Here is a 16,350-nt window from a genome sequence, read left to right on the forward strand (position 1 = left end):
CGGGCCTGTGGATGGTCTCCGTCGGCATCGGCTCGAGCTACGGAGCCGGTCAGGCTCTCGACGCCATCTCGACGTTCTTCTTCATCCGCACGATCGCGTGGCCGTGGATCCTCGCGGTCGCGGCCGTGGTGGTGCTGATCATCGACGTCGTGGGGCTGCTGACCTGAGTCCCGCCTCCGCGACGTCCCGGGGGAGCGCCCGGCCGGCCGCGGAGTAGTGTCGCCACGGCGCCGGCGCACAGCCGACGCGTCCCGCACGCCGAGGAGGCCCGCATGATCCGTCTCGCCACGATCGGCACAAGCCAGATCACCCGCACGCTCGCCCGCGACGCGGCCGGCGTCGACGGCATCCGCGTGTCGCACGTCGTCTCACGCGACGTGGCGCGGGCGCACGAGTTCGCGGGCGGGCTCGCCGAGCTGGCGCCCGCCGAGGCGGCGCCGCAGGCGACGGGCGACCTGGATGCGCTGCTGCGCTCGGGCGACATCGACGCGGTCTACATCGCGAGCCCCAACAGCGTGCACGCCGGCCAGGTGCGGGCGGCGATCCGCGCCGGCATCCACGTGCTGGTCGAGAAGCCGGCCGTCACCACGGCCGCCGAGTGGCGCGAGCTCACCGCCGCGGCGCGCACCGCCGGCGTCGTGCTGATCGAGGGCATCCGCACCGCCTACGACCCCGGCCTGCAGGCTGTGCGTGACCTGCTGCCGCAGCTCGGCGCCGTGCGCCGCGTCTCCTTCGGCTACGAGTCGGTATCCAGCCGCTACGGCAAGGTGCTGGCCGGCGAGCGGATCAACATGTTCGACCCCGAGCTCGCCGGCGGCGTGCTCTACGACCTCGGCGTCTACGCGGCGCATCCGCTGATCGCCCTGTTCGGCCTGCCGCGCGAGGTGCGCGGCTCGAAGGTGCAGGTCGCCGTGCGCGACGACAGCCCCGGCGTCGACGGCGCCGGCGTCGCGATCGCGAGCTACGACGGCTTCGACGCCGACCTCAGCTACTCCAAGATCACGACGTCATCGCGGCCCAGCGAGATCCGCGGCGAGCTCGGCACGCTGCAGATCGACCACATCGCCAGCCCGCGCGTGCTCACGCTGCAGCTCGCCGGCGCCGACGACGTCGTGCACGAGCTGCCGATCGACGGCCCGCAGCACGCCCTGACCGGCGAGATCGAGCGCTTCGTCGAGCTCGTGCGGGGCGGGGATGCGGCGGCGGCCGAACCCGACCAGCTCGCCACCGAGCGGACCCTGCGCCTCATGGATGCGATCCGCGCCTCCTGGGGCGCCGGAGCCGTCGCACCCTGAGCCTGGCCCTGCTGAGCCCGGCCCTGCTGAGCCTGAACCTGCCGCGCCGGGCTGCGTCGTCGACGCCGTCGCCGGCAGCTCAGTCGCGCGCGACCGCGAGCCCCATCCACCGCGCGAAGCGATCGATCTCGGCATCGACGTCACGTCGCACGTCGGCCGCGAAGGGCTCGTCCTCGTGGATCGCGTGCACCCGCAGCAGTCCGGCGTCGCGATCGGAGCGCGCATCCACCTTGCCGATGAGCCGGTCGCCGCGCAGGATCGGCAGCGCGAACGCGCCCCAGCGCCGCGTGCGCTTCGGCTTGTACATCTCGAGCGTGTAGTCGAACTCGAACAGCCGGGCCACGCGCTCGCGGTCGCTCAGCAGCCGGTCGAAGGGCGAGAGCAGCACGGTGCGCTCCGCGAGCTCGGCGTCGGCGCCGGCGCTGCGCAGCTCGTCGAGCAGCTCGACATCGACCCGCCAGCGCCCCGGCACGTCGTCGATCGTCGCCAGCTCGCCGACCTCGCGGTGGAAGCCGTGCAGCTCGGTCGGCACGATCGCGATGCTGTCGCGGGCCACGCCGAAGGCGCGCATGAGCTGCGCGCTGCGGATGCGCCGGGCCTCGTCGAGCGGCGTCGCGGCGACCGAAGGGAACACGTTCTGCGCCAGATCCCAGACCCGCAGCCGTCCGACGCGGCCGACGACGGCGAGCTCGCCCGCGCCGTGCAGGCACTCGAGCATCTTGGTGACGTTGCGATCGTTCGTCCACCCCGACGACGGCCACGGCACGACCGACTCGTCGGGCACCTCGCGGGAGGTCAGCGGACCCTCGTCGCCGATGCGGTCGAGGATGGTGCGCCGGAACCCGTCGTTCGCCTCCACCCAGTCTCGGGCGCCGGCCCGCTCGAGCCAGCTGCGCATCCCGGCGAGGTAGAGCCCCAGATCGCGCATCGGCCGGAGCACCCAGTTGCGCTCGAACAGCCGACCGCTCGCCAGCGCGCGGGCGAGCTCGTCGGCGTCCGCGCCTGGTCCGAGGCGGGTGTAGGCGACATGCTCCGCCGCCGGAGCGACGATGCCCGTCAGCTCGACCCGCAGCCCCGCGACCGCCGTCGCGAGCTCGACCACGTCGGCGGGAGCCGAGTCGAGGTCCGCGTCGAGGCGCGCGCCCCGCACGGCCAGCCGTCGTGCTTCCTGCTTGCTCAGTCGCAGCGCCATGCGGCGACGCTACGCGTTCTCAGGCCATCCGAGGGTGCCCGGGTATCATCGAGCACTTGCCTTCCGTCGAGCGCGGCATCGTGCCCGCCGCGGAATCCGGATGCTCGATCACCGCATCCGCCGCACGCACCCACCAGCTCACCGCCCCAGCCGACCGACTGAGAGGACCATCGCCATGAGCGAGTCCCGCCGCGACCGGAGCACCGGCTCCGCCTCCGACGCGCCCGCGACGGCCATGAACCACGGCCGGCTCCGCCGCTCCCGCCTCGGCAGGAGCATCGCCGCCTTCACCGCGATCTCGCTCGCGGTCGTCATGGTCGCGGGCGTCTCGCTCGCCGCGATCGCGTTCTGGCGCATCCAGAGCAACGTCACCGCCAACGCCGTCGACATCGGCGAGAAGGGCGAGAAACTGCCGCAGATCGGCGACTTCAAGGGCGGGTTCAACATCATGCTCGTCGGCGTCGACAACGACCCCTCGCAGGGCAACGTCTACGGCAAGCGCGACGGCACCCTCAACGACGTCAACATCCTGCTGCACGTGTCGGCCGACCACACCTCGGCGACCGCGGTCAGCCTTCCGCGCGACCTGGTCGTGCCGATCCCCTCGTGCACGTCGGAGGACGGCAAGTCCAAGAGCTCGGCCATGTCGGGCCGGCCGCTCAACGAGGCCTATTACTACGGCGGCCTCAAGTGCGTCACCGACACCGTCTCCGACCTGACCGGGCTCGAGATCCCATTCGCGGCGGTCATCACCTTCCAGGGCGTCATCGACATGTCGAATATCGTCGGCGGCGTCGAGGTCTGCGTCGACGGGCCGGTGCACGACAAGTTCACCGGGCTCACCTTCCCGGCGGCCGGCAAGTACACGATCCAGGGTGTGCAGGCGCAGCAGTTCGTGCGCAGCCGGCACGGCGTCGGCGACGGCAGCGACCTGGGCCGCATCAGCTCGCAGCAGGTGTTCATGTCCGGTCTCGCTCGCAAGCTCACCAGCGAAGGAACTCTGAGCGACCTCGGCAAGCTGTATCAGATCGCTGAGGGCGCGTCCGAGCACATGAAGCTCTCGACCTCGCTCGCGCAGCTCGACACGATGGTGTCGATCGCGAAGGCCATGCGCAACATCCCGCTCGACCGCATCAACTTCATCCAGTACCCCGGCGACACGGGCGGCGACGGCATCTACAAGAACAAGGTGCGGCCGAACAAGTACCAGGCGAAGCTGCTGTTCGACGCCCTCAAGGCCGATCGTCCGGTGCAGCTCGACGCCGACTCGCTCGACACCGGCTTCGACGGCTCGGTCGCCGACCCCGACACCCCGGGTGCCACGACGCCGCCGTCGACCGACCCCTCGGCGCCCGCCTCGGGTGCGCCGAGCGACGGCGCCTCCGACGGACCCGCGATCCTCACCGGCATCAAGGGCCAGTCGGCGGCGCAGCAGACCTGCAGCCACGCCAACAACTGACCGTCTGCGGCGCGTCCCCGGCGCCCCGGCGGCGGCGTCGGCGGCGACGCCCGGATGCGGGCGTTCAGTTCCGGCCCCGTCGTACGGTTATGATGGCCGAGGCGATTCGCCAGGAGACGTCGCATAGTCCGGTCGAGTGCACCACCCTGCTAAGGTGGAGTCCCCGCAAGGGGACCGCGGGTTCAAATCCCGCCGTCTCCGCACAGATCATCGAAACCCCCTGCTGAGCAGGGGGTTTCGTCGTTCACCGGCGAGTTGCTCGAGTCGGGAGCGACAGCGCCGCCGGATGGACGCTCTCCGTCTGCAGCAGGTCGACCCGGTGGGCGCCGCAGGAGGCGCAGCGCACGTAGGCCACTGTCCCCTCGCTCGTCCGGTGGATCGAGTCCGTGATCCAGCCGTGCTCGTGAGGGCGGGCCGAGCGCGGATCGCCGGGCGCGGACGAGGTCTCCGTCGGTCGGGCGTCGGCTGAGGTCGCGGTGGTGCTCATGCTGCAATCGTGCTGTCATGGTCTTATGCATCTCAACCCTTACGGCGAGTACGCGGTGCTGCTCGCCGCATCCCTCGCCGACGACTGGCCCGACGACGTCGCCGGCATCGAGCGGCGCACGCGCGACTTCGGCATGACGATGTCGTTCCGCATCGCCGCGACCGAGCATGCGCGCACCCGCCGGATGATCGACGACTGGCTGCGGGTCGTGGATGCGCCGGGCGAATCCGATCGCGCCGCCGAGCTGAACGCGCAGATGGCCGCGCTCGCCGCCTACCCCCGCCTCACCGATCACGACGGCGAGGGCTGGCACCTGCACTACCGCGACCTCGACCAGTCGCTCTCGCACGTGCTCGGCGCCGTCATCGCGGTCGGCACCGCCCTGCACCTCACGACCCGCGGCATGCACCGGCTCGGGCGGTGCGCGGCCGGCAACGACCCCGGCGATGACTGCCGCAACGTGGTCGTCGACGTCACCCGCAACGGCCGCCAGCGCTACTGCTCCGTGCGGTGCGCGAACCGCGCCGCGGTGCGCCGTCATCGGGCGCGCACCGCACTCCGCGGAGCCGCTGGCTGACGCCCGTTCCTGCCCGCTTGGGAGCGAGTCATCCGCCGGATGTGATCGATCGCGCCCGCTCCGTTCCGCTTGCCGAGCGATCCTCCGTCGTTCCTGAAGAAGTTTCCGCCACCCCTGGACAGGGGGTGAGGGCGGGCGTACATTTCCGCTCAAACGGTTTGATCGCCAGGGGGGTGGATGACCGTGGATCAGGGATGCGCCTCACCAGCGCTGCGTAGCACGGGGGCCCCGCAGGGGGTCCTCCGCACGCTTCTTCTTGCCCTCCTGGCCATCGCCGGAGCCGTGCTTGGCGTGATGCTGAGCTCCACGACAGCCCACGCGGATGAGGCCGTTCCGGCCCCTCCGCCCGCCGCGCCGGCCGCTCCCGCGACATCCTCGTCGCCGGGGCTGCTCGGTGCCGTCGGCGGTCTTCTGAACGCGGTCGTCGAGCCCGTCGGGCAGACGCTGCACACGGTCGTCGGCGCACTCACCCCGACCTCGCCCGCACCGGCCCCCGCGGCCCCGGCGCCGGTCACCCCCGCGGTTCCCGCGGCACCGGCTGCGCCCGCCGCTCCGGCCGCGCCCGCATCGCCCGGCGCACCGGCTTCGACGCCCGTGATCCCGGCCCAGAACGGCCCCGCGACGACCGCGCTCGGCGCGGCATCCGCTCTCTCCGGGCAGGGCGCCGCGGCCGCCGATCAGGCCCTCGCCGCGGCCTCCGGCATCCCGGCGCTCGCGCCGATCACGACCCCCGTCGCCGACCTCGTCGACGGCGTTCCGGCCCTGCTCTCGAGCCACCTCACGAGCCTCCTCGTCGGCCCGCTCGCCGGGGCTCTCGACTCCACGCTGACGAGGCTGCCGCTGCTCGGCGGCACCGTGCAGGGCCTGCTCGGATGCGCCCCGGTCAGCTCGCTGACGACGCCCGTCACGGGCCTCGTCGACGGGGTCACCGCCGACGTCGGAACCCTCGTCGCGCCCGTGCTCTCGCCGGTCGCCGACGTCGTCCGCGACGTGGGCGGCGGTGGCGTCACCCTGCCGACCGCGCCCGGAATCCCGGGCGCCGGCGGCACGAGCGTCCCGGCCGAGCCGGTCACCCCGACCCCGGCGGCGGACACGACCGCCGCCTCCGCCGACGCCGCGCTCCACCTGAAGCTCGCCCCGGCCGGCACGACGGCAGCCGGATCCGGCTCGGCCGAAGCTCCGCTGCTCGACCCGGCCGGCCTCGTCATCCACGGCTCGCCCGCCGCCCTCCCCGGCGGCTCGGGCGGCGCGACCACTTCGGCAGTCGGCGGCGCCTCCGCCGCCACGCTCGCCGACGTCGCCGCCTCGGCGCACCTGGTCCTCCTCGACCTCGGCGCCCGCTACCTCGACGACGACGACCTCCCGTCGACGCCGAACTTCGACACCGACTCCTCGCCCGACTGACGCCGGACGGCAGCCGCGCCACGTCCCACCTCGCGGCACGCGTCCCCTCAATCAGTCACGCACGGAACCGCTCATCTGGGATGCGGTTCCGGCTAGGCAAGGAGTTCCCTCTGATGAACAGAATCGTCTCCAGAGGACTCATGGGAGTCCTCTTCACCGGCGGCCTGATGGCCCTCGGCTGCGGCGTCGCGAACGCCGCGGAACAGCCCTCCACCGACGGCACGGGCAGTGTCGCCGGCGGAACGCAGGCCCTGATCGACATCGATCTGCCGATCGACCTGTCGGGTGTCTCGCTCTCCGTGCTCGGCGACTCGTCGTCGACCGGATCCACAACCGCACCCGCCGCCCCGACTCCGGCTGCGCCCGCCGCACCCGCGACGCCTGCAGCGCCCGCCGCTCCGGTCACCTCCGGCAGCGACTCGCTGCTCGGCGGATCGCAGGCCCTCGTGAACGCGGGCGTGCCGATCACCGTGTCGGGCAACAGCATCAGCGTCGTCGGCGACTCCGCGTCGAGCGGGTCGACCACGTCGGCCGCGCCCGCCCCGGCACCCGCCGCCGCCAGCACGGACGGCAGCGACGGCACCGCCTCGGGTACGCAGGCGCTGATCGGGCTGAACGTGCCGATCACCGTCTCGGGCAACGCGATCAGCGTGCTCGGTGACACCGGATCGTCGGGAGCGACGACCGGCGCCGCGACCGACCCGGCCGACTCCGACAGCGCCGACGGCACCGCGGGTGACGCCGCGACGACGGGCTCCGGCGCGACGACCTCGGGCTCCGACGGCATCCTCGGCGGCACGCAGATCGTGCCGAACGTGGGCGCCCCGGTCACGGTCGCGGGCAACGCGATCAGCCTGCTGGGCGACAGCGCCACGAGCGGTTCGACGGTCGGCTCCACGACCGGCGGATCGGGCTCCAGCGCCGCGGCTCCGTCCACTTCGGGTGTGGACGGCATCGCGGGCGGCACGCGGGTCGTTCCGGACGTCGCCGCTCCGGTGACACTCGGCGGCAACGCGATCAGCCTGCTCGGCGACAGCACCGCGATCGACTCGTCGACTGCGGTCGGCGCCGGGTCGGGCTCGGATGCGGGTGACACGACGGGCACCGCCGGTCCGGTCATCACCTCGGGTGACGACGGCATCCTCTCCGGCACGCAGGTCGCCGGTGACGTCGCGGCTCCCGTGACGCTCGGCGGCAACGCGATCAGCGTGCTCGGTGACAGCGCCACGAGCGGTTCGACGGTCGGCTCCACGACCGGCGCGACCGGGTCGGGAACGGGCGGCTCCACGGCCGCCCCGACCACCTCGGGCTCGGACGGCATCGCCGGCGGAACCCAGGTCGCGCCCAACGTGGGCGCTCCGGTGACGCTCGGCGGCAACGCCATCAGCGTGCTGGGTGACAGCACGGCGACCGACTCGGCCACCGCGGTCAGCACGGGCTCCGGCTCGGGCGCGACCGACGGAACCGGCACGACGGCCGGCGCCGGCGCATCCACCTCAGGCGGCGACGGAGTGCTCTCGGGCACCCAGGTCCTCGGCGACGTCGCGGTTCCCGTGACGGTCGGCGGCAACGCGATCAGCGTTCTCGGCGACAGCGCCACGAGCGACTCGTCGGTGACGAACACGACCGGATCCGGCACCACCGGCACCGCGGGCGAGGGCACCGGCACCGCCGGCGGCCCGACCACCTCGGGCTCGGACGGAACCGCCTCGGGCACGCAGGTCGTGCCGGAGGTCGGCCTGCCGATCACCGCGAGCGGCAACGCGATCAGCGTCGTCGGCGACAGCACCTCGACCGGCTCGGACGTGACCGGCGGCATCCCCGCCGGTGACGGCAGCACCGGCGGTGCGACCACCGACGGCAGCGGCGGGATCGCCGGGGGCACGCAGATCGCCCCGATCCTGCGCTTCCCCATCCTGATCGGCGGCAACGCCGTCTCGGTCGTCGGCGACTCCACCACGGAGGACACCGGCACCTCGGTGATCGAGGGAGGGGACCCGACGGACCCCACCGATCCGACGGACCCGGTCGACCCGGGTACCCCGACCGTCCCCGGTGATGGCGCCAGTGGCGACGGGAGCGGCAACGACGGATCCGGTGCCGGCACCGGCATCGTCGCCCAGGCCGACGGCGTGCGTCAGCTCGCCTCGACCGGCGTCGGCGGCGCCGAGATCGCCCTGACCGCGGTTGCCCTGCTGCTCGGTCTCGGAGTGATCCTGCTGATGGTGGGCGTCGCCCGCCGCCGCAGCGCCTGATCCGAGCGGATGCCGCGCCGGCCGCGCACGGGGTCGCACCCCGCGGCCGGCCGGCATCCCTCACCGCAGACACACCACGTCGCGGGCCGCACTCGCCCGTGACGTGGTTGCTCGCCCGACCGCCTGGGAGCGGTCGGGTCGGCCGCGGCGACGGATCTGAGGGGACTCCAGCCGCGGCTTCGGGGGAGCGCCGCCGGGCATCACGGAGCGGGTCGACGATCGGCCCGTGAGTCCGGCGGCGCACTCGGAACCACGACGAGCGCTCGGGGGAGTGCGAGTCAACCGGATCCCACGCACTCGGGGGAGTGCATCCGTCGGCTCCGCAGATCCGCTCGGGGGAGCGGATGCAGCGCCGCCCGCGCTCGGGGGAGCGCACGAAGAGGATCTGCGGGAGGGGTTACCACCCGGCGCGCCGCACGCGAAGAGGGCATTCGCGGCGCGTCGGCCGGAACCCCTCCCGCAGATCGGGATCGGCCGGGTCGACCGGATGCGCGGGGGCGCGTCGGTCGGCTCGGCCGATCGGCGTGCCGGCACCGGCGTCACTGCACTGCGGCGCTGGGCACCGGGGCAGCGGGCGCTTGTCGCTGCGCGCGCGGCGCTCGTCGTCGCGCGCGATCCTTCCGCTCCGCACGGGAGAACGGGTGCGCCACTCGAGCACTTCGTATACGATCTGTAATACGAAATCGAGCGAAGGGGCTCCGGGATGACGGCGACGCCAGATCAGACAGCCGGCGACAGCGGCGGCGCGGCCGCTGCCCGTGCGACCTCCGCCGACGCGATCGATCCCCGCTTCGCCAGTCTGCCGCAGCGGCCCGGAAAGATCATCGCCGTCCACCTCAGCTACCCCTCGCGGGCCGACCAGCGCGGTCGACGTCCCGCGGATCCCTCCTACTTCCTCAAGCCGTCGAGCTCGGTCGCCGCCTCCGGCAGCGACATCGAGCGGCCCGCCGGCACCGAGCTGCTCGCCTTCGAGGGCGAGGTCGCCCTTGTCATCGGAACCACAGCGCGCGATGTCACCGCCGCCGAAGCCTGGGACCACGTCGGCTGGGTCACGGCCTCGAACGACTTCGGCGTCTACGACCTGCGTGCGAACGACAAGGGCTCGAACGTGCGCTCGAAGGGGCGCGACGGCTTCACCCCGATCGGCCCCGATCTCCTCGATGCCCGCGTGGTCGACCCCGACGCGCTGCGCGTGCGCACCTGGGTCGACGGCGAGCTCGCCCAAGACGACACGACGCGCGACCTGCTGTTCCCGCTCGCGCAGATCGTGGCCGACCTGTCGCAGCACCTCACCCTCGAGGTCGGCGACGTCATCCTCACCGGCACCCCCGCTGGCTCGTCGGTCGTCGCGCCCGGCCAGACGGTCGAGGTCGAGGTGGATGCGCCGACCGCGCCCGGCGCCCCGAGAAGCGGCCGGCTGGTCACCCGGGTCGTCGCCGGAGCGCACGAGTTCGACGCGAGCCTCGGCTCGCTTCCCGCGGTCGACGACACGCAGCGCGCCGAAGCCTGGGGCTCGCGGGAGGCGGCGGGGCTGCCGGCCGAGCAGCCGGCCGCCGCGACGGCGGGCGCCGGGGCGAGCGCCGCATCCGCCGCCCGCCCGTCCCTCGACCCGAGCCTGCGCGAGCGCCTCGAGCGCACCCCGGTCGCGGCCCTGTCGGGCCAGCTGCGCAAGCGCGGCCTGAACAACGTCACAATCGACGGCGTGCGCCCGCTGCACCCCGGCGCGAAGCTCGTCGGCGTCGCGACGACGCTGCGCTTCGTGCCGAATCGCGAAGACCTCTTCGCCAGCCACGGCGGCGGCCAGAACGCGCAGAAGCGCGCCTTCGACGCCGTCGGCGCGGGCGAGGTCATCGTGATCGAGGCTCGCGGCGAGGCCGGTTCGGGCACGCTCGGCGACATCCTCGCGATCCGCGCCCACGCCCGCGGCGCCGCCGGCATCGTGACCGACGGCGGCGTGCGCGACGTCGACGCCGTCACGGCCGTCGGCATCCCCGTCTACACGCGCGGCGCGCATCCCGCCGTGCTCGGCCGCAAGCACGTGCCATGGGATGTCGATGTCACGATCGGCGTCGGCGGCACCACCGTGCAGCCCGGCGACGTGATCGTCGGCGACGCGGACGGCGTGATCGTCATTCCTCCCTCCCTCGTCGAGGAGGTCGTGGATGCGGCCCTCGCCCAGGAGGACGAGGACGCCTGGATCGCGGCGCGCGTCGCGGAGGGGCATCCCATCGAGGGCCTCTTCCCGATGAACGCCGCCTGGCGCGCGAAGTACGACGCCGAACAGCAGACCCCCGCCGGTCACAAGAACGGAGCCTCCCGATGAGCGCAGCCCCCGCCGAGGTCGGCAAGTCGGAGACCGCCTACCGCTGGCTGCACGAACGCATCTCCCGCCACGAGTACGGCCCGGGTTACCGGCTCGTGCTCGCGCCGATCGCCGATGAGCTCGGCATGAGCGTCGTGCCCGTGCGCGAGGCGATCCGCCGGCTCGAGGCCGAGGGCCTCGTGACCTTCGAGCGCAACGTCGGCGCGCGCGTCGCGGTCGTCGACGAGAGCGAGTACGTGCACACGATGCAGACGCTCGGGCTCGTCGAGGGCGCCGCGACCTCGCTCTCCGCGCCGAGCCTGACAAGCGCCGATCTCGATCGCGCGGCCGAGGTCAACGACCGCATGCGGCACCTGCTCGACCACTTCGACGCGCACAGCTTCACCGTGCTCAACCAGCAGTTCCACTCGGTGCTGTTCGAGCCCTGCCCGAACCCGCACATCCTCGACCTCGTGCATCGCGGCTGGTCGCGGCTGTCGGGCATCCGCGACTCGACCTTCGCCTTCGTGCCCGGTCGCGCGCAGCACTCCGTCGAGGAGCACGAGGTGATCCTCGACCTCATCCGGCAGGGGGCGGATGCGCTCGAGATCGAGCTCGCCGCGCGCAACCACCGCTGGAAGACCCTCGACGCCTACCTCGCGGCCCGCCAGGCCGCGCACTGATCCCGCGGCGGACGCCCCGCTCGCCGCCTGCCGACCCCGACGCACTGACCTGTCGCACCGACCCGTCACGCTCACTCTGGAGATGACCATGACCGACACCGCCACGACCTTCGTGCACGTTCCCGCCGACCTGCCGACGCGCATCCAGCACTACATCGACGGAGCGTTCGTCGACAGCGTCGACGGCGACACCTTCGACGTGCTCGACCCGGTCTCGAACGAGACCTACCTGCAGGCCGCTGCCGGCAAGAAGGCCGATATCGATCTCGCGGTCGCCGCCGCGCGCCGCGCCTTCGCCGAGGGGCCGTGGCCGAAGATGCTGCCCCGCGAGCGCGCGAAGGTGCTGCACCGCATCGCCGACCTCGTCGAGTCGCGGGATGCTCGCCTCGCCGAGCTGGAGAGCTACGACTCAGGACTGCCGATCACCCAGGCGCTCGGCCAGGCCCGTCGCGCGGCCGAGAACTTCCGCTTCTTCGCCGACCTGATCGTCGCCCAGGCCGACGACACCTACAAGGTTCCCGGCCGCCAGATCAACTACGTCAACCGCAAGCCGATCGGCGTCGCCGGGCTCATCACGCCGTGGAACACGCCCTTCATGCTCGAGTCGTGGAAGCTCGCCCCGGCGCTCGCCACCGGCAACACCGTCGTGCTGAAGCCGGCCGAGTTCACGCCGCTCTCGGCATCCCTCTGGGCCGGCATCTTCGAGGAGGCGGGCCTGCCGCAGGGCGTCTTCAACCTCGTCAACGGCCTCGGCGAGGATGCGGGCGACGCCCTCGTCAAGCACCCCGACGTGCCGCTCATCTCGTTCACGGGCGAGTCGAGCACCGGGCAGCTGATCTTCGGCAACGCCGCCCCGTTCCTCAAGGGCCTCTCGATGGAGCTCGGCGGCAAGAGCCCCGCCGTCGTCTTCGCCGATGCCGACCTCGACGCGGCGATTGACGCGACCATCTTCGGCGTCTTCTCGCTCAACGGCGAACGCTGCACGGCCGGATCGCGCATCCTCGTCGAGCGTCCCGTCTACGACGAGTTCGTCGAGCGCTACGCCGCGCAGGCGAAGCGCGTGAAGGTCGGCCACCCGCAGGACCCGACGACCGAGGTCGGCGCGCTCGTGCACCCCGAGCACTACGACAAGGTCGTCAGCTACATCGAGATCGGCAAGACCGAGGGCCGCCTCGTCGCCGGCGGCGGACGCCCGGCCGGCTTCGAGACCGGCAACTACGTCGAGCCGACCGTCTTCGCCGACGTCGCGCCCGACGCGCGCATCTTCCAGGAGGAGATCTTCGGCCCGGTCGTCGCGATCACCCCCTTCGACACCGAGGAGGAGGCGCTCGAGCTCGCGAACGGCGTCAAGTACGGCCTCGCCGCCTACATCTGGACCAATGACCTCAAGCGGGCGCACAACTTCTCGCAGGCCGTCGAGGCCGGCATGGTCTGGCTGAACTCGAACAACGTGCGCGACCTGCGCACCCCCTTCGGCGGCGTCAAGGCCTCCGGCCTCGGGCACGAGGGCGGCTACCGCTCGATCGACTTCTACACCGACCAGCAGGCCGTGCACATCACGCTCGGCGCGGTGCACAACCCCACCTTCGGCAAGCAGGGCGCCGCGGCGCACTGAGCGCGCATTCCGCCTCCCACCTCGAACCACCCCGACCCAAGGACTCACCGATGAGCAACCACGCGGGCAAGACCCTCACCTCCTCCGGCTTCTACGTCAGCCAGGAGGCGCCCATCCACTCCGACAACCCGATCGCGATCCCCACCGCGCCGGCGCCCGACATCCTGCGCTGCGCGTACATGGAGCTCGTCGTCACCGACCTGGCCGCCTCGCGCGAGTTCTACGTCGACATCCTCGGCCTGCACGTCACCGAAGAAGACGACCAGGCGATCTACCTGCGCTCGACCGAGGAGTTCATCCACCACAACCTGGTGCTGCGCCTCGGCCCCGTCGCCGCGGTCGCCGCGTTCTCGTACCGGGTGCGCAGCGCCGAGGATCTCGACCGCGCCGTCGCCTTCTACACCGAGCTGGGATGCCGGGTCGAGCGCCGCGAGGGCGGCTTCACGAAGGGCATCGGCGACTCGGTGCGCGTGACCGACCCGCTCGGCTTCCCCTACGAGTTCTTCTACGGCACCGAGCACGTCGAGCGCCTGTCGTGGCGCTACGACCTGCAGATCCCCGGCGAGCTCGTGCGCCTCGACCACTTCAACCAGATCACGCCGGATGTGCCGCGCGCGGTCGGCTTCATGCAGAGCCTCGGCTTCCGCGTGACGGAGGACATCCAAGACGGCGAGGGCGTCGTCTACGCGGCGTGGATGCGGCGCAAGCCCACCGTGCACGACACCGCCATGACCGGCGGCGACGGCCCGCGCATGCACCACGTCTGCTTCGCGACGCACGAGAAGCACAACATCCTCGCCATCTGCGACAAGCTCGGCGCCCTGCGCCGCTCGGACGCGATCGAGCGCGGCCCCGGCCGACATGGCGTCTCGAACGCGTTCTACCTCTACCTGCGCGACCCCGACGGGCACCGCGTCGAGGTCTACACGCAGGACTACTACACGGGCGACCCCGACAACCCGGTCGTCACCTGGGATGTGCACGACAACCAGCGCCGCGACTGGTGGGGCAACCCGGTCGTGCCGAGCTGGTACACCGACGGCTCGCTCGTGCTCGACCTCGACGGGAACCCGCAGCCGGTCATCGCCCGCTCGGACAGCTCGGAGATGGCGGTCACGATCGGCGCCGACGGCTTCTCGTACACGCGGGCCGGCGACGAGAAGGATGCGCTGCCGGCGTGGAAGCAGGGGGAGGGGGCGGCTGTGTCGGGCTCGGGCTCCGCTCCCGAAGCTCCGCCTGCGCCCCAGGAGTTCAAGCTCGGGAACCAGCTCTGACATGGCCGGCGCGCTGAACCCCGAGACGCTCGCGCAGATCGCCGACGAGCTGGCCGCCGCCGAGCGCGACCACACGCTCATCCCGCGCATCACGGCCCGCTGGCCCGAGGCGACGATCGACGACGCCTACGCGATCCAGGGCGCCTGGCGCGACGGACGCCTCGCCGCCGGACGCCGCCTCGTCGGACGCAAGATCGGCCTCACCTCGAAGGCGATGCAGGCCGCGACCGGCATCACCGAGCCCGACTACGGCGTCATGTTCGACGACACGGTCTGGCAGAGCGGGTCCGTCATCCCCTTCGACGACTTCTCGAACGTGCGCATCGAGGTCGAGCTGGCCTTCGTGCTGAAGGCGCCGCTCGAAGGTCCCGATGTGACGCTGTTCGACGTGCTGCGCGCGACCGAGTACGTGACCCCGGCGCTCGAGGTGCTCAACTCGCACATCGAGCTCGAGGGGCGCACGATCGTCGACACGATCAGCGACAACGCGGCCTACGGCGGGCTCGTGCTCGGCGGAGCTCCGGTCGCTCCGGATGCGGTCGACCTGCGCTGGGTCTCGGCGCTGCTGTTCCGCAACGAGACGATCGAGGAGACCGGCGTCGCCGCGGGCGTGCTCGGGCATCCGGCCTCGGGCGTAGCGTGGCTCGCGAACAAGCTGCACCAGCACGGAGCGCGCCTCGAGGCGGGCGAGATCATCCTGGCCGGATCGTTCACCCGGCCCGTGTGGATCTCGCGCGGCGACAGCGTGCTCGCCGACTACGGACCCCTGGGGACGATCTCATGCCGCTTCCTGTGACCTCGCTTCCCGCGACCTTCCGCGAGCGGCTGGCGTCGGCCGCGGGCTCGGGCTCGGACTCTGCTGGCAACTCGACCGGTCGCGCGCTCGCCGGCATCTGGGTGTGCTCGGGCAGCCCGCTCGTGGCGGAGATCTGCGCCGGATCCGGTCTCGACTGGACGCTCATCGACATGGAGCATTCGCCCAACGGGCTCGAGTCGGTCGTGGCGCAGCTGCACGCGGTCAGCGCCTACCCGATCACCCCGGTCGTGCGTGTGCCGTCGCTGGATGCTGTCGTGATCAAGCAGGTGCTCGACCTCGGCGCGCAGAACGTGCTCGTGCCGATGGTGTCGTCGGCGGCCGAGGCCGCGCAGGCCGTCGCGGCCGTGCGCTACCCGCCGCGCGGCATCCGCGGCGTCGGCAGCGCGCTCGCCCGCTCGGCCCGCTGGAACCGCGTCGACGACTACCTGCAGAACGGCGACGAGCACGTGTCGCTGTTCGTGCAGATCGAGACCGCGGCGGGTGTGGAGGCGGCGGCCGAGATCGCCGCGGTCGACGGCGTGGACGGCGTCTTCGTCGGACCCAGCGATCTCGCCGCGTCGCTCGGCGTGCTCGGCCAGCAGACGCATCCGGATGTCGTCGCCGCCGTGACGCGCACCTTCGACGCCGTGCGCGCGGCCGGCAAGCCGGTCGGCGTGAACGCCTTCGTGCCCGAGCAGGCGCAGGACTACATGGATGCGGGCGCCAGCTTCGTGCTCGTCGGCGCCGACACGGCGCTGCTCGCCCGCGCCTCCGAGGCGCTCGCCGCGCGCTGGGCGCCCGCCGGCGGCGACGCCTCCCGCGCCTCGTACTGACCGCCCGGACGGGTCGCCGCCTCGGTCACGTTCTCACGCGCTCTGCGGACACATCGGCTGCTCGGCGGCGGTCCGGGGTTGGCATCGCGCGCGCGATGAGCTAGTCTCGCCCAGATGACAGCGCTGTCATAGTGGCCCGTCCCGCAGCGCTCAGCCCGCCCGCTCTGGAAGAGGACCT

13 protein-coding genes and 1 tRNA gene are annotated in these 16,350 nt (G+C 72.4%); 13 read left to right on the forward strand and 1 reads right to left on the reverse strand.

Annotated features, from left to right (window positions below; translation table 11 throughout):
- Positions 1–11 precede the first annotated feature (11 nt).
- Together FJ657_RS17130 and FJ657_RS15175 are read left to right on the forward strand one after the other, a co-directional pair.
- Positions 12–167, forward strand: coding sequence for a hypothetical protein (locus tag FJ657_RS17130; protein WP_181409004.1), 156 nt, complete (start codon positions 12–14; stop codon positions 165–167).
- 105 nt (positions 168–272) lie between these two features.
- Complete coding sequence (locus FJ657_RS15175; RefSeq protein ID WP_141164574.1) at positions 273–1,295, forward strand: Gfo/Idh/MocA family protein; 1,023 nt, start codon at positions 273–275, stop codon at positions 1,293–1,295.
- Between the two features lie 79 nt (positions 1,296–1,374).
- On the opposite strand, the gene FJ657_RS15180 is transcribed toward FJ657_RS15175, so the two are convergent.
- Entirely contained in the window at positions 1,375–2,487 is a 1,113-nt protein-coding gene (locus tag FJ657_RS15180; protein WP_141164575.1) for a DNA glycosylase AlkZ-like family protein, read from the reverse strand.
- Positions 2,488–2,662: 175 nt separating this feature from the next.
- Between FJ657_RS15180 and FJ657_RS15185 the strand changes: the two genes are divergently transcribed.
- From FJ657_RS15185 to FJ657_RS15240, 11 genes are all read left to right on the forward strand, one after another.
- Entirely contained in the window at positions 2,663–3,946 is a 1,284-nt protein-coding gene (locus FJ657_RS15185; RefSeq protein ID WP_255447375.1) for an LCP family protein, read from the forward strand.
- Positions 3,947–4,058: 112 nt separating this feature from the next.
- Positions 4,059–4,147 (forward strand) — tRNA-Ser (locus FJ657_RS15190).
- Positions 4,148–4,458: 311 nt separating this feature from the next.
- A complete protein-coding gene (locus FJ657_RS15200; protein WP_141164577.1) occupies positions 4,459–5,010 on the forward strand; it encodes a CGNR zinc finger domain-containing protein in 552 nt (183 codons plus the stop codon).
- A 291-nt stretch (positions 5,011–5,301) separates the two neighbouring features.
- Positions 5,302–6,414, forward strand: a complete 1,113-nt coding sequence (locus FJ657_RS15205; RefSeq protein ID WP_141164578.1) for a hypothetical protein — start codon at positions 5,302–5,304, stop codon at positions 6,412–6,414.
- Between the two features lie 113 nt (positions 6,415–6,527).
- Positions 6,528–8,669, forward strand: coding sequence for a beta strand repeat-containing protein (locus FJ657_RS15210; RefSeq protein WP_141164579.1), 2,142 nt, complete (start codon positions 6,528–6,530; stop codon positions 8,667–8,669).
- Between the two features lie 703 nt (positions 8,670–9,372).
- Positions 9,373–10,992 (forward strand): fumarylacetoacetate hydrolase family protein, encoded by a 1,620-nt coding sequence (locus tag FJ657_RS15215; protein WP_141164580.1) that lies wholly within the window; start codon positions 9,373–9,375, stop codon positions 10,990–10,992.
- Positions 10,989–11,654 (forward strand): GntR family transcriptional regulator, encoded by a 666-nt coding sequence (locus tag FJ657_RS15220; RefSeq protein ID WP_141164581.1) that lies wholly within the window; start codon positions 10,989–10,991, stop codon positions 11,652–11,654. The genes FJ657_RS15215 and FJ657_RS15220 overlap by 4 nt, the downstream gene beginning before the upstream one ends.
- Before the next feature lie 88 nt (positions 11,655–11,742).
- The gene (gene hpaE, locus FJ657_RS15225) at positions 11,743–13,269 is read left to right on the forward strand and encodes a 5-carboxymethyl-2-hydroxymuconate semialdehyde dehydrogenase (RefSeq protein ID WP_141164582.1); all 1,527 of its coding nucleotides are present in this window, start codon (positions 11,743–11,745) and stop codon (positions 13,267–13,269) included.
- A 50-nt stretch (positions 13,270–13,319) separates the two neighbouring features.
- Positions 13,320–14,543: a 3,4-dihydroxyphenylacetate 2,3-dioxygenase gene (hpaD, locus tag FJ657_RS15230; RefSeq protein ID WP_255447376.1), complete on the forward strand. Its 1,224-nt coding sequence runs from the start codon at positions 13,320–13,322 to the stop codon at positions 14,541–14,543.
- A gap of 1 nt (position 14,544) precedes the next feature.
- Positions 14,545–15,339 carry a 2-oxo-hept-4-ene-1,7-dioate hydratase gene (gene hpaH / locus FJ657_RS15235; RefSeq protein WP_141164583.1) on the forward strand — a complete coding sequence of 265 codons (795 nt, stop codon included), beginning with the start codon at positions 14,545–14,547 and terminating at the stop codon, positions 15,337–15,339.
- Positions 15,324–16,172 (forward strand): HpcH/HpaI aldolase family protein, encoded by an 849-nt coding sequence (locus FJ657_RS15240; protein WP_141164584.1) that lies wholly within the window; start codon positions 15,324–15,326, stop codon positions 16,170–16,172. The genes hpaH and FJ657_RS15240 overlap by 16 nt, the downstream gene beginning before the upstream one ends.
- Positions 16,173–16,350 lie beyond the last annotated feature (178 nt).

This window comes from Schumannella soli (assembly GCF_006517435.1).
Lineage (GTDB): Bacteria > Actinomycetota > Actinomycetes > Actinomycetales > Microbacteriaceae > Schumannella > Schumannella soli.

Bases quoted from the DNA above. Each gene is read 5' to 3' on its own strand.
- FJ657_RS17130 (WP_181409004.1), top strand. From the start codon at position 12: ATGGTCTCCGTCGGCATCGGCTCGAGCTACGGAGCCGGTCAGGCTCTC.
- FJ657_RS15175 (WP_141164574.1), top strand. From the start codon at position 273: ATGATCCGTCTCGCCACGATCGGCACAAGCCAGATCACCCGCACGCTC.
- FJ657_RS15180 (WP_141164575.1), bottom strand. From the start codon at position 2,487: ATGGCGCTGCGACTGAGCAAGCAGGAAGCACGACGGCTGGCCGTGCGG.
- FJ657_RS15185 (WP_255447375.1), top strand. From the start codon at position 2,663: ATGAGCGAGTCCCGCCGCGACCGGAGCACCGGCTCCGCCTCCGACGCG.
- FJ657_RS15200 (WP_141164577.1), top strand. From the start codon at position 4,459: ATGCATCTCAACCCTTACGGCGAGTACGCGGTGCTGCTCGCCGCATCC.
- FJ657_RS15210 (WP_141164579.1), top strand. From the start codon at position 6,528: ATGAACAGAATCGTCTCCAGAGGACTCATGGGAGTCCTCTTCACCGGC.
- FJ657_RS15215 (WP_141164580.1), top strand. From the start codon at position 9,373: ATGACGGCGACGCCAGATCAGACAGCCGGCGACAGCGGCGGCGCGGCC.
- FJ657_RS15220 (WP_141164581.1), top strand. From the start codon at position 10,989: ATGAGCGCAGCCCCCGCCGAGGTCGGCAAGTCGGAGACCGCCTACCGC.
- hpaE (WP_141164582.1), top strand. From the start codon at position 11,743: ATGACCGACACCGCCACGACCTTCGTGCACGTTCCCGCCGACCTGCCG.
- hpaD (WP_255447376.1), top strand. From the start codon at position 13,320: ATGAGCAACCACGCGGGCAAGACCCTCACCTCCTCCGGCTTCTACGTC.
- hpaH (WP_141164583.1), top strand. From the start codon at position 14,545: ATGGCCGGCGCGCTGAACCCCGAGACGCTCGCGCAGATCGCCGACGAG.
- FJ657_RS15240 (WP_141164584.1), top strand. From the start codon at position 15,324: ATGCCGCTTCCTGTGACCTCGCTTCCCGCGACCTTCCGCGAGCGGCTG.